This window comes from Xanthomonas sp. CPBF 426 (genome assembly GCF_903989465.1).
Lineage (GTDB): Bacteria > Pseudomonadota > Gammaproteobacteria > Xanthomonadales > Xanthomonadaceae > Xanthomonas > Xanthomonas euroxanthea.
The window spans coordinates 2,001,908-2,015,033 of the sequence record NZ_LR861805.1; the positions used below are offsets into that span (position 1 = coordinate 2,001,908).

The following is a 13,126-nucleotide window of genomic DNA, read 5'->3' on the forward strand; positions in this document are numbered from 1 at the left end:
AGTCGATGAGGTGTGGCGCGGGGAGGCGGCCGCTGCGAGGGAACTGCGGCCGATGGCCGGTGTGGAGCTCAGCACGCGCACTGCCGCCATGGCAGCGCAGCCACTGATCCATTTGGTTCAGTCGTAGCGCGACAGGTCCGGCGCCTGCATCGACGGCGTCATCAGCTTGGTGGCGATGTTCTGGATGCTGGGTTGGCTGGCGAATTTCAGTGCGCCGTGCAACAGCTGGATGCCAAGCCGGCTGTGCGGATTCATCAGCCGTGGGCCGATCTTCGGCACGCCCTGACCTTTGTCGACCATCGGGCGCATGGCCGCGGCGTAGGCGGCAAACGCCTGTTCCAGCGTCTGGGCGCGTGCGATCTCATTGGCCAGCACATAGCCACCGGTGACTGCCAGGGTGGCGCCGATGCCGGCCAGCGGGGTTGCGCACCAGGCCGCGTCGCCGGTGAGCACGACACGGCCGGCGTGCCAGCGCGGCATGCGGACCTGCCGCAAGGCGTCGAAGTAGAAATCCTCGGTGCCGTCCATGCCGTCCAGCACCCGCGCCGCCTGCCAGCCGGCCTCGGCGAAACGTTCGCGCAAGTAGGCCTTTTGGGTCGCCACGTCCCAGTCCTGTTCGCCCTCTGAGGCTTTCTGCAGCGAGAGCATGGCGCGCGTGGTGCCGTGCCGGTCCGGGCGCAAGGAGATGCTGCGCCCGCCGGTGGTGTGATACCAGCGCCACAGGCGGTCATCGTCGGCGGTGCGTGTGATGGTGAAGTAGGCGATGGTCAGATCCATCCAGCGCGGCGCGTTCTCGCCGGGAAACAGCAGCTCGCGCGTGGCCGAGCCGACCCCCTCGGCGACGATGACGGCATCGAAGCGCTCGCTGTGCCCGCTCTGGAAGTGGACGGTGGCGGCATTGCCGTCGTCGGCGATGCTGGCGATGCGGTCGCCGAACCGATACTCCGCGTGCTGGCGGGCGGCCGCATAGAGCAGGCGGGCGAGGTCGCCACGCAGGATTTCCAGTTCCGCGGTCGGGCCATCGCCGTCGATGTCGTCGGTCTTGAAGGTCGCCACCGCGTGGCCGTGTTCGTCGACCCAGGCGGTGCCTTCCTCGCCGGTGCCGTGGTCGAGTGCGGCCTGCTCCAGGCCCATGCGCCGCAGGACCTCGCGGCCGACGCCGCGCACGTCGATGTTCTGGCCGCCATCGCGAAACTGTTCAGCCTGCTCGACGACGGTGACCTCAAGGCCTTGTTGGGCCAGTGCCCACGCCACGGTGTTGCCGGCGACACTTGCGCCGGTGATGAGGATGCGACGCGGCATGACAGATCACCCAAAGAATTAATATCAGAGGTGATGTTACATGCCCTGGTCGCGCTGCTCCAGGTTGGCGATCAGGCGCTGCATGAACGCGACGGTCTGCTGCGCCTCCTCGGGGGAGAAGTCTTTCAGCGCATCGGCATTCAGATCGGTCAGGATCCTGCCGCCGATCTCGGCGATCCTGCGCCCGGCAGGCGTGAGCGACACCACCGCGGCGCGGCGGTCCTGCGGCGTCGGGGCGCGCTTGATCAGCTTCAGGCCCTCCAGCTTGTCCAGCAGGGCCACCATTGCTGGCTGCTTCACGGCCGAGGCGATCACCAGGTCGCGTTGCAGCATCGGCCCTTTCCAGGACAGCAGCATGATCGGCCCGATCAGTGCCAGCGACATGCCGTGCGGCCGCAGTTGCGCATCCACCAGGCGATTGAAGACCCGCGCAGCATGGTTGGCCAGATACCCCGGTGCTACCGCGGCCAGGGGGTGAATGAGTACGTCGCGATCCTGCATCTGCGTTACCGTGCCACGCGTTTGGGCCAGGTGGCGATTTTATCCGGGCACCCGCGCCACGGGGCACCGCCTGCGCGCCATGGCGAGGTCTCCCAGCCAAGCATGCCGGGCAGCGACGCGCGCGGTGCGGTGGGCGGCGCGCAGTCGGGTCACGTCAGCCACCTGGGTGTTGTAACGTAGGCGGGCGCTGCACGCTGCGCGCGGTGCCGACGGCGATGCCGGAGGGCGTTGTGCTGGCAGGTCAGGCCGGCATGTCCGACCCTGCCGGCCGGCGATGCGCTGCGTTGGCCCCTGATTCCTCTTCAATGGTTTTGTCAAAGATGCTTGTTTGGGTGACTGGTAAGCTGGCCGCACACCGCGTTGCGCGCTGCATGCATGACGCCTGCCGCTGGACGGCAGCACGCCCGGGCGCCGCATGAGCGCGCCGTTTCCTTATGGCCAGAGCGCCATGGCCCAGGCCGTGCGCGCATACGACTGGGCCGCAACCTCGCTAGGGCCGACCACGCAGTGGCCGTCGCCGTTGCGCAATGCCGTCAGCCTGATGCTCAGCTCGCCGGAAAGCATGTATGTGGTGTGGGGCGATGCGCTGACCTTTTTCTACAACGATGCGTATGCGCCCATCCTGGGGCCGCGGCAGCCGCACGCCCTGGGTGCGCCGTTGCGGGACTTGTGGGCCGATGCCTGGGAGGCCGTGCGTGCGCCGATCGAGGCCGCGTTCGCGGGGCGCGCCTCGCGCTTCGATGAAGTGCCGATCGGCATGAACCGCTACGGCACGCCGGAAGACACCTGGTGGACGTTCTCGTTCTCGCCGATTTATCTGGACGATGGACGCGTGGGCGGCGCGTTTTGCGTGACCAACGAAGTGACCGCCCGCAAGGTGGCGCAGAACCGGCTTGCCGATGAACACGAGCGGCTGATCCGCTTGTTCGAGCAGGCGCCGATGTTCATGGCGTTCCTGAGCGGTCCGCAGCATCGGGTGGAGTTTGCCAACCCGTGCTATTCGCGCCTGATCGGCCACCGCGACGTGATCGGCAAGCCCCTGGCCGAGGCCTTGCCCGATCTGGTCGAGCAGGGGCATCTGCGTCTGCTGGACGAGGTGTATCAGTCCGGGCGCGCCTACACGGCCAACGCGCTCGCCTACAACGTGCAGGTGGAGCCGGGCGGCGCGGTGGAGCGGCGCCTGCTGGACCTGGTCTACCAGCCGATCGCCGGTGCCGACGGCACCGTCTCCGGCGTCTTCGTGCAGGGCCTGGACATCACCGATCGCATCGGCCTGGAACGCGCGGTGCGCGAAGCCGAAGTGCGCAACCGGCAGATCCTGGACAGCGTGATGGACTACGCGATCATCGCCACCGACCTGTACGGCCTGGTGACGTCCTGGAACGAGGGCGCGCAGCGCATCCTGGGCTGGAGCGAGGCCGAGATGCTCGGCCAGACGCTGGAGCGCACCTTCACCCCGGAAGACGTGGAGCGCCGGCAGATCCTGATCGAGGCGGCGGCGGCGCTGGAAAGCGGCAGCGGCATGGACGAGCGCTGGCATGTGCGCAAGTCCGGCCAGCGCTTCTGGGCGAATGGTTCGCTGATGGTGCTGCGCGACGAAACCGGTGCGGCGATCGGCTTTGTCAAGGTGTTGCGCGACCGTACCGCCGAGCGGCTGGCCAGCGAAGCCTTGCGCAAGAGCGAGCGCCGGCTGGATGCGTTGGTGCGCGCGTCCTCGCAATCGATTTTTTCGGCCACGGCCGATTGGCGCGAGCTTCGCCAGCTGGTGGGCGAGGGCGCGCTGAGCGATGCGCTCTCGTCGAGCCTGAACTGGCAGCAGGAGATGGTGCACCCGGACGACCGCGCACGGCTGTCCGAAGCCATTGCGCATTCGATCGTCAACAAGTCCGGGCTGGATCTGGAATACCGCGTGCTGGATGCCGATCAGCAGGTGGGGTGGACCCTGATGCGCGCGATCCCCTTGCTGGACGAGCGCGAGCAGATCGTGGAGTGGTTCGGCACCGCTGCCGACATCACCGACAAGCGGCTGGCCGAACAGCAGCTGCGCCAGCTGACCGAAACGCTGGAAGAGCGTGTGCGCGAACGCAGCGCGGCGTTGTTGCTGGCCGAAGAGAAGCTGCGCCAGAGCCAGAAGATGGAGGCGGTTGGCCAGCTGACCGGTGGGCTGGCGCACGACTTCAACAATCTGCTGACCGCGATCAGCGTCGGCCTGGAGCTGTTGCAGACGCGGATCGAACAGGGCAAGTACGACCGCCTGGAACGCTATGTGGAGATGGCCCAATCCAGTGCCGCGCGCGCCACCGCGTTGACCCAGCGGCTGCTGGCGTTTTCGCGCCGGCAGACCCTGGCGCCCACCGCGCTGGAGGTGCAGGCACTGGTGCACGGCATGCACGACATCATCGCGCGCACGCTGGGGCCGTCGATTGCCTTGCGGCTGCGCCCCGCACCCGATGCCTGGAAAGTGCTGGTGGATGCGCCACAGCTGGAAAACGCGCTGCTGAACCTGTGCATCAATGCGCGCGATGCGATGCCCGATGGCGGCGAGCTCACCATCGGTATCGCCAACCGGGTGTTGGAGGCCGAAGCCGCCCAGCAGCTGGACCTGCCGGTCGGCGAGTACGTGTGCCTGAGCGTGCAGGACACCGGCACCGGCATGAGCGCCGAGGTGATGTCCAAGGTCTTCGAGCCGTTCTTCACCACCAAGCCGATCGGGCAGGGCACCGGTCTTGGGCTGTCGATGATCTACGGATTCACCCGCCAGTCCGGCGGGCACGTGCGGATCGACTCGGAGGTGGGCGTGGGCACTACGATGGCGCTGTACCTGCCGCGCTTCAACGGCGCGCTGCCGCAGGACGAGACGGTGCCGGCGAGCGAGCAACCGGTGCACTCGGCGGCGCAGAGCTGCACGGTGCTGCTGGTGGAAGATGAAACCGCGATCCGCGTGCTGATGTCCGAAGTGCTGGGCGAAGCGGGCTACCGTGTCATCGAGACCGCCGAAGGCAGCGCGGCGGTGGAGCGCCTGCGTTCGCAGGAAGCGATCGACCTGCTGGTGACCGACGTCGGCCTGACCGGCGGGTTGAACGGACGTCAGGTTGCCGACGCGGGCCGGCAGTACCGGCCGACACTGCCGGTGCTGTTCGTCACCGGTTATGCGGCAACGGCGGCGGTGGGCGCCGGGCAGCTGGACGAGGGCATGGAAGTGTTGACCAAGCCATTCCTGGCGGTGGACCTGGAGCGCCGTGTGGCGCAACTGCTGGAGCGCAAGGCGCCGTGATGCGGAGGTGGAGCACGTTGCGGGCGGTTGGGTGCGCCTACAGCGCGGTGCGCACGATGCCGAGCAGGTCACGCAAGGAAAATGGCTTGGTCAACAGGCGCATGCCGGTATCGAGAAAATCCGCGCGCTTGGCAATGGAGCCGGCGTAGCCGGTCATGAACACGATGGGCAATGCGGGATACAGGCGGCGCGCGCTGTCTGCAAGGTCGCGCCCGTTCATGCCGGGCAGGCAGATATCGGAAAGCAGCAGATCGAACGGGCACGACCGGTTGAGCTGCTCAAGCGCCTGCTCGGCATCGGGCGAAGCGGTGACCTGATAGCCCTCGTCACCCAGGATATCGGCGGTCATCGCACGAATGGCATCGTCGTCTTCGACCAGCAAGATACGGGCGTTACATGATGCGTGATTCACCGCAGTCCTCGAGCGATCGCAACCACGCGATGCACTTCAGCTGCAACGCTAGGCCTGCGCGCGTGACGAACGTGTCGGAACTGTAATAAAGCGCGGCACCGATCACGGCACGATGCCGGTAGTGCAGGTGCGCAGGGTGCACCAAGCAAGCTGATCGATTCACGTGCGCGCAGCGGCGCATGACGCGCCCGTGATAAATTTAGGTCCATGGGAAATCTGAAGCCGATGATCGCAAACCGCATTACGACTGGTACGACAGGGCTTGACACCATCTTGCGCGGCGGGCTGCCGCCCAACCGCCTGTACCTGCTGGAAGGCCAGCCGGGCTCGGGCAAGACCACAGCGTCGCTGCAGTTCCTGCTCGATGGCGCGGCCAAGGGCGAGAGCTGTCTGTACGTGACCCTGTCGGAAACCATCGACGAGCTCAACGAGGTGGCCACCTCGCACGACTGGTCACTGGAGGCGCTGCATATCTTCGAGCTCGCTTCGGCTGAGGCGTTTCTGGGCGATGGACGCCAGCAGTCCATTCTGCACCCGTGGGAAATGGAGCTGGACGGCACCATCAAGCTGATCCAGGCCGAAGTGGACCGGGTCAAGCCGACGCGTGTGGTCTTCGATTCGTTGTCCGAGTTGCGCCTGCTGGCACAGGATTCGCTGCGCTACCGGCGCCAGGTGCTGGCGCTCAAGCAGTTCTTTGCGCCGCGCAATATCACCGTGTTTCTGGTCGATGACCTCACCGGCGAGAATGGCGAACGCGACGCGCATCTGCACAGCCTGTGCCATGGGGTGATTTCGCTGGAACGCATGACGCTGGATTTCGGTGCGGCGCGTCGGCGCATGCAGGTGCAGAAATTGCGTGGCGTGGATTTCATCGCCGGCTATCACGACATCACCATCACCACCGGCGGCATGCGGATCTATCCGCGTCTGATCGCCTCCGACCACCACGTGCCGTTCATTGGCGATGCGGTGTCCAGTGGCGTTGAGCGGGTCGATGCGCTGCTGCACGGCGGGCCGTTGCGCGGCACCAGCACGCTGTTGACCGGGCCTGCCGGGTCGGGCAAGACCAATATCGCGCTGCAGTACGTCACCGCCGCCTGCGAGCGCGGCGAGCATTGCTGCATCCTGGAGTTCGACGAGCGCACCGGCACCTTGCTGACGCGTGCCGAGAGTCTGGGCATGGATCTGCGCAAGTATCTGGACGCGGGCCTGCTGGAACTGCATCAGATGGATCCGGCCGAACTGACCCCGGGCGAGTTCGCCTGGGCGGTGCGCGCCAGTGTGGAAGAGCGCGATTGCCGCTTGCTGGTGATCGACAGCCTCAACGGCTATCTCACCTCGATGCCGCAGGAAAAGCAGTTGATGCTGCAGATGCACGAGTTGCTTTCCTATCTCAACCAGAGCGGCGTGACCACCTTCCTGGTCAATCCGCAGCATGGCCTGGTCGGCACGATGTCCACCGGCAACCTCAACATCTCCTACATGGCCGATACGGTCATCCTGTTCCGCTTCTTCGAGGCGCAGGGGCGCATCCGCAAGGCCTTGTCGGTGATCAAGAACCGCAGTGGCGCGCATGAGGATTCGATCCGCGAGTTGCGCATCGGGACGAGCGGTATCCATCTGAGCGAGCCGCTGGAGAAATTCCACGGCGTGCTGACCGGTACGCCGCACTTCGTCGGGGACGATACGCCATTGCTGGATCGTCCCCTTGACTACCTGTGACCCGGATGGATCCATCGTCCACATCATCGCGCCATTCGGCCGCGATGCGGAAAGCATTGCCGGCATCGTCGGCCAGCGCGGACTGACACGCCGGGTGTATGGCTCGCTGGCAGCGCTGGCGGACGACCTGCTCGATGCCTCCGGTGTGGTGGTGTTGACCGAAGAAGCGGTCGGCGGCGATCTGCAGCGGCTCTCGCACATCCTGCAGAGCCAGGCTGCCTGGTCGGATATTCCGTTCGTGCTGCTGCGTGCACCCCGCGGCGCCCACGGCGGGCGCCAGGCCACGCTGCCGCCGGAAGTGACCAATGTCATCGAGCTGGAACGGCCGCTGAGTTCGTCGTCGTTGCTGAGCGCCATTTCCACTGCATTGCGCTCGCGCCAGAAGCAGTTCGTGATCCGCGACCAGATGGCGCAACTGGCCGAAAGCAAGACCGCACTGATGTCGAGCGAGGCCGAATTGCGCCGGGTCACCGACGCGCTGCCGGTGCTGATCGCCTTCATCGACAAGGACCTGGTGTACCGCTTTGCCAACCGCTCGTACGAGGACTGGATCGGCATCCCGCCTGCAGAAGTGATCGGGCAGCCCTTGGTGGACGTGGTCGGACCTGCGGTGGTGCAGGAGCGTCGCGCCTGGATCGAAGCCGCGTTGGCCGGGCAGGCGTTGACGGTGGAGGCGAGTTGGCCGCACGCCGACGGGCGCCGGCGGGATGCGGAGATCCGCTACATGCCGCGCCTGGATGCGGACGGCAAGGTGGACGGCTTTCATGTATTTGCCACCGACATCACCGCGCGCGCGCTGGCGCTGGAATCGATCCAGCAGCAGGCCAGTCTGCTCGAGATCAAGGTGGCCGAGCGCACCGCCGAGCTGCAGCAGCAGATGCTGGCGCGCGAGTCCAGCGAGGCGGCATTGCGCCAGGCGCAGAAAATGGAAGCAGTGGGCCAGCTGACCGGCGGCATCGCGCACGACTTCAACAACATGCTGACCGGCATCCTGTCGGCGCTGGATCTGGCGCGCCTGCGCATCGACCAGGGTCGCACCGAGGGGCTGGGCCGCTTCCTGGATGTGGCGTCGGCATCGGCCCTGCGTGCGGCTGCACTGACGCAACGGCTGCTGGCGTTTTCGCGCCGGCAATCGCTGGAAGCGCGGCACCTGCATCTGAACGATCTGGTGGTGTCGCTGCAGGAGTTGCTGGCGCGTACGCTGGGCGAATCGGTGCGCCTGGACACCGATCTGCAGGCCGACCTGCCGCAGGCGTATGTGGACGAAAACCAGCTGGAAAGCGCGCTGCTCAACCTGGCGATCAATGCCCGCGATGCGATGCCCGACGGCGGGCGGTTGCGCATCGCCACCCGCCAGTTGCAGGTCGAAGGGCAGCCGCTGGCACTCGGGCGCGGGGTGACGCTGGCGCCGGGCAATTACGCGGTGGTGTCGGTGACCGACAGCGGCGCCGGCATGCCGGCCGATGTGCTGGAGCGTGTGTTCGAACCGTTCTACACCACCAAGCCGATCGGGCAGGGAACCGGCCTGGGCATGTCGATGATCTACGGCTTCATGCAGCAGTCCAACGGGCAGGTATGGGTGGAATCCGAGCTGGGAAAGGGCACCACGGTGAGCCTGTATCTGCCGGCCGGTCTCCATCCGCAGGCGGTGTCGCCGCAGCCGCAAGCCGGCGCGGTGGTGGCCGGGCGCGGCCAGCAGGTGCTGGTGGTGGAAGACGACGAACAGGTGCGGCTGCTGGTGACCGAGTTGCTCAACGAGTTGGGCTATCAGGCCGATGTGGTTGCCGATGCCGATGCGGCGCTGCCGATCCTGGCCTCGCCGCGGCGGATCGATCTGCTGGTGACCGATGTGGGCCTGCCTGGACTGAACGGGCGCCAGCTGGCGGAGATCGCGCGGCAGTCGCGCGGCGATCTGCCGGTGATCTTCATGACCGGCTATGCGGAAACCGCGCGCGATCGCGGCGAGTTTCTTGCCGAAGGCATGAGCATGATCGCTAAGCCATTTACGCTGGGCGAGTTCAGCGGAAAGCTGCACGAGGTGCTGGGGCCGTCGGCCTGAGTGCGTCACGCGGTCGATTGCGGCCGCCGCCATGGCGGCGCTGCGGTCGGCTGGCAGCGTGGTGTCTTTGAACGCGGACACAGTCCGCAGCTGGCTTCAGGGCGCTGCACGCCTGGATTGCCGCGCGCTTGCCAGCGCTTCGGCCACGGCGATCTTGTCGGCCACCGCTTTCTGCATCGGCGAGCCGGCGTCGAGCAAGCCATGCAGATGGCGCCAGTGCGCGCTGGCTGCGCGGTAGTCGTGCTGCTGAAAGTCGCTGATGCCCAGCAGCCACAGGCCGCGTTGATGATCCGGCTCGCGTGCGACCACCTGTTGCAGGCGGGCGCGTGCGTCGGCATCGATGGCGAAATCGCTGCGCGTGGCCATGTCCGCAGCCACCCAGCCGACCAGGGCAGCGCTGAGATCGGGCGCGATCTTCAGCGCTTGCGCGTAGGCTTCACGCGCATCGGCGGGGCGGTCGTCCTGCTCGTGCGCTTTAGCTTGCTGCATCAACGCTTCCAGCATCTGCTCCTGCGCAGCGTCGGCGGCATCGTCGGCCTGGGCGGCCCGCGTTTGCTCAGCGGCGGCAATGGACGGCGGCGCGGCGGCCGGTTGCGCCAGGGGCTGCGCCGCCGCGTACACGCGCCGTGCGATCGCCTCCGGCGCGCCCACCAGCCGATACAGACCGGCCGTGGCGACGGGCACGCCGAGCACCAGGGCAATCGGCAAGATGTAGCGTGCGTTGCCATTGCGTGTGGGCCGGCGCAGCAACGGCACCAGCAACAACAGCAAGGCAACCACCACCAGCGCGGCGCTTGCGACATAGAAACCCGTCATCACCACTCTTCCTCCGCCTGCGGCGCCATCGGGGTGCCGGCACGCGCACGTTTGCGCACGGTATGGATCACCACGCCCGCACCGGCGCCCAGCAGCAGCAACGGACCGAACCACAGCAGCCAGGTGCCGCGCTTGACCGGGGGGTCGTACAGCACGAAATCCGAATAGCGATCGACCATGTACTGCTTGATCTGCGCATCGCTCCTGCCGGCCTGCAGTTGCGCAAACACCTGATGGCGCAGGTCACGCGCCAGTGCGGCGTTGGAGTCGGCCAGGTTCTCGTTCTGGCACACCAGGCAGCGCAGCTGTGCGGTCAGGCGCTGGTAGCGCGCTTCGTCGCTGCGGTTCTTGAACGGCAGCGGGTCCACCGCCTGCGCCGCCAGCGGCGGTGCAAGCAGCGCGCCCAGCAGCAGCACCAGCAGCAAACGCAATGGCCGGCCCTGCATGCGCCAGTACCAGCGCCATGCGCGGCGCGCCGCCATCACGGCGTGGTCCTGGGCAATGCGGCGATGGCGGGCAGCAGCGCGTCGTCGATGACCTCGGGCGTGAGCACGCCGATGTGCTTGTAGCGGATCACGCCTTGCGCATCGATCAGGAAACTTTCCGGTGCGCCGTAGACGCCGAAGTCGATCGCGGTCTGGCCGGTTTCATCGGCGATGACCAAGGCATAGGGGTTGCCATGTTGCGCGAGCCAGGCGGTGGCGTCGGCAGGCGCGTCCTTGTAGTTGTAGCCGATCAGCGGCACCCCGAGCCGGCTGGCGCGGGCCATCAGCACCGGATGTTCGTGCACGCATTCGGCGCACCAGCTGCCGAACACATTGAGCACGTAGGCCTTGCCCAGCAGCTGATCGCGGCTGACGCGTTGCCCGGGCTGATCCAGCAGCGGCAGCGAGAACGCCGGCGCCGGCTTGCCGATCAACGGCGAGGGCACCTCGCGCGGGTTGTGCTGCATCGTCCAGTAGATGCCGAAGCCGAACAGCGCCGCCAGCAACAGGAAACCCAGCAAGGGCAGCAGACGGTTCATGCGTGCGATTCCTGTGCGGTGACCAGGGCGCCGTGTGCCGGTGCCCTGGCCGTCGTGCTGGCGAGGGCCGGCGCACGGAAACGGCGGGCGCAGGCGCTGACAAAACCGCCCAGCATCATCAAAAGGCCGCCGGCCCAGATCCAGCGGATGAAGGGTTTGTAGTACAGCCGCAGCGTCCAGTCGTCTTCGATGTGTTGGTCGTCCAGCGGCTCGCCGAGTGCGACATACAGATCGCGCGTGATGCCGGGGTCGATCGCCGATTCGGTCTGGATGCGCTCGCTGCTGTACAGGCGTTTTTGCGGATGCAGTTGCGCCACCACCTGGCCATCGCGGCTGACCTGCACGCTGCCTTGTTCGGCCTTCCAGTTCGGCCCGTCGATCAGTTGCACGCCATCGAAGCGGAATGCGTAGCCGGCGATCTCGGCGGTCTGCCCGGGTGCCAGGCGCACGTCGCGTTCGACCGACAGGCTTTCAGACACCAGCACGCCGGCCACGAACACCGCCACGCCCGCATGCGCGAGCAGCATGCCGGCCATTTCCGCCGGAAAGCGCCGGCCGCGCGGCATCTCGCGCCAGCGCTTGTGCATGTACAGCGCGGTGCCGGCCGCCACCCACGCGGCGACGCCGATCCCGGCAATCGCCTTGACCTGGCCATCGGCAAACAGGCTGCCGACCAGCGCGCAGGCAATCGCGGCGATGCCGGCGCGCGTGCCCAGTGCCCGCAACGGCGCCGCCTCGGCCTTGCCCCAACGCAGGTAGGGGCCGAACGGCAGCAACAGCATCACCGGCACCATCAGCAGCGGGAACAGCAAGCCGAAGTAGGGCGGCCCCACCGACACCTTGCCCAGGCCGAAGGCATCGGCCACCAGCGGAAACAGGGTGCCCAGCAACACCATCGCCGCGGCCACGGTGAGCAGCAGGTTGCCGATCAGGATCGCGGTCTCGCGCGAGGCGGCGGCGAACGGTTTGCCGCTGGCGATCCTGGGTGCGCGCAGCGCGTACAGCAGCAACGAGCCGCCGACCACGGCGACCAGGAAGATCAGGATGTACAGGCCGCGGCGCGGATCGGCGGCGAAGGCATGCACCGAGGTCAGCACGCCCGAGCGCACCAGGAAGGTGCCCAGCAACGACAGCGAGAACGCCAGGATCGACAGCAGGATGGTCCAGGCGCGCAGGCTGCCGCGTTTTTCGGTGACCGCCTGGGTGTGGATCAGCGCGGTGCCGACCAGCCACGGCATGAAACTGGCGTTTTCCACCGGGTCCCAGAACCACCAGCCACCCCAGCCCAGTTCCGCGTATGCCCACCAGCTGCCGGCAACGATGCCGGCGGTGAGGCAGGCCCAGGCCACGTTGGTCCACGGCCGCGCCCAGCGCACCCAGGCCTGTTCCAGTTCGCCGCCGAGCAGGGCCGCCACCGCGAACGCGAACGCCACCGAGAAACCGACATAGCCGGTGTACAGCACCGGGGGGTGGAAGGTCATGCCCGGATCCTGCAGCACCGGATTGAGCTCGTTGCCATCCAGCGGGATCGGCGACAGCCGCCCGAACGGATTGGAGGTCAGCAGGATGAAGGCCAGAAAGCCCAGCGACACCAGCCCCAGCACCGCCAGCACGCGCGCGGCGAACTGCTGCGGCAGATGCCGGCTGAAGGCGGCCAGCAGCACCGTCCAGGTCGACAGGATCGCGATCCACAGCAGCAGCGAGCCTTCGTGCGCACCCCACACCGCGGCGAAGCGGTAGTACCAGGGCAGGGCGGTGTTGGCGTTGTCGGCGACATAGCGCACCGAAAGATCCAGCGACAGCAGCGACCAGGCGAGCAGGCCGAACGCCATCCACACGAACAGCGCCTGGCCGACCGCGGCAGGCCGCGCAATGCCCATCAACGCGGTGTTGCCGCGCCAGGCGCCGACCAGCGGCAACACGCCCTGGGCGAGCGAGAGCAGTAACGCCAGGATCAGTGCGATCTGGCCGAGTTCAGGCGTCATGGGCGAATCGCATCGTGCAGCGAAGAGAGAT

General features: G+C 67.1%; 10 protein-coding genes. 3 read left to right on the plus strand and 7 right to left on the minus strand.

All coding sequences use genetic code 11. From position 1 onward, the window contains the following. Positions 1–117 precede the first annotated feature (117 nt). Positions 118–1,302, minus strand: a complete 1,185-nt coding sequence (locus tag H7A87_RS08590; RefSeq protein ID WP_119128373.1) for an FAD-dependent monooxygenase — start codon at positions 1,300–1,302, stop codon at positions 118–120. 36 nt (positions 1,303–1,338) lie between these two features. Then, complete coding sequence (locus H7A87_RS08595; protein ID WP_104582845.1) at positions 1,339–1,803, minus strand: MarR family winged helix-turn-helix transcriptional regulator; 465 nt, start codon at positions 1,801–1,803, stop codon at positions 1,339–1,341. Between the two features lie 415 nt (positions 1,804–2,218). Here H7A87_RS08595 and H7A87_RS08600 point away from each other — a divergent pair, with 415 nt between their 5' ends. After that, positions 2,219–5,077: a PAS domain-containing protein gene (locus H7A87_RS08600; protein ID WP_119128374.1), complete on the plus strand. Its 2,859-nt coding sequence runs from the start codon at positions 2,219–2,221 to the stop codon at positions 5,075–5,077. A 37-nt stretch (positions 5,078–5,114) separates the two neighbouring features. Here H7A87_RS08600 and H7A87_RS08605 read toward each other — a convergent pair whose 3' ends face one another. Next, the gene (locus H7A87_RS08605) at positions 5,115–5,459 is read right to left on the minus strand and encodes a response regulator (protein WP_104648493.1); all 345 of its coding nucleotides are present in this window, start codon (positions 5,457–5,459) and stop codon (positions 5,115–5,117) included. Between the two features lie 237 nt (positions 5,460–5,696). Between H7A87_RS08605 and H7A87_RS08610 the strand changes: the two genes are divergently transcribed. Next, a complete protein-coding gene (locus H7A87_RS08610) occupies positions 5,697–7,211 on the plus strand; it encodes an ATPase domain-containing protein (RefSeq protein ID WP_104582848.1) in 1,515 nt (504 codons plus the stop codon). Beyond that, on the plus strand, positions 7,198–9,270 hold the full coding sequence (locus H7A87_RS08615) for a PAS domain-containing sensor histidine kinase (protein WP_104582849.1): 2,073 nt from the start codon (positions 7,198–7,200) through the stop codon (positions 9,268–9,270). The genes H7A87_RS08610 and H7A87_RS08615 overlap by 14 nt, the downstream gene beginning before the upstream one ends. Before the next feature lie 96 nt (positions 9,271–9,366). Here H7A87_RS08615 and H7A87_RS08620 read toward each other — a convergent pair whose 3' ends face one another. Genes H7A87_RS08620 through H7A87_RS08635 form a run of 4 tightly spaced genes read right to left on the minus strand, consistent with a single transcriptional unit; the run spans position 9,367 to position 13,095 of the window. After that, a complete protein-coding gene (locus tag H7A87_RS08620; RefSeq protein WP_180496946.1) occupies positions 9,367–10,092 on the minus strand; it encodes a C-type cytochrome biogenesis protein in 726 nt (241 codons plus the stop codon). Further along, the gene (locus H7A87_RS08625) at positions 10,086–10,568 is read right to left on the minus strand and encodes a cytochrome c-type biogenesis protein (protein WP_180496947.1); all 483 of its coding nucleotides are present in this window, start codon (positions 10,566–10,568) and stop codon (positions 10,086–10,088) included. Before H7A87_RS08625 ends, H7A87_RS08620 begins: the two co-directional genes overlap by 7 nt. After that, positions 10,568–11,110 carry a DsbE family thiol:disulfide interchange protein gene (locus tag H7A87_RS08630; protein WP_104582852.1) on the minus strand — a complete coding sequence of 181 codons (543 nt, stop codon included), beginning with the start codon at positions 11,108–11,110 and terminating at the stop codon, positions 10,568–10,570. The genes H7A87_RS08625 and H7A87_RS08630 overlap by 1 nt, the downstream gene beginning before the upstream one ends. Then, positions 11,107–13,095 carry a heme lyase CcmF/NrfE family subunit gene (locus H7A87_RS08635; protein WP_119128376.1) on the minus strand — a complete coding sequence of 663 codons (1,989 nt, stop codon included), beginning with the start codon at positions 13,093–13,095 and terminating at the stop codon, positions 11,107–11,109. The genes H7A87_RS08630 and H7A87_RS08635 overlap by 4 nt, the downstream gene beginning before the upstream one ends. Positions 13,096–13,126 lie beyond the last annotated feature (31 nt).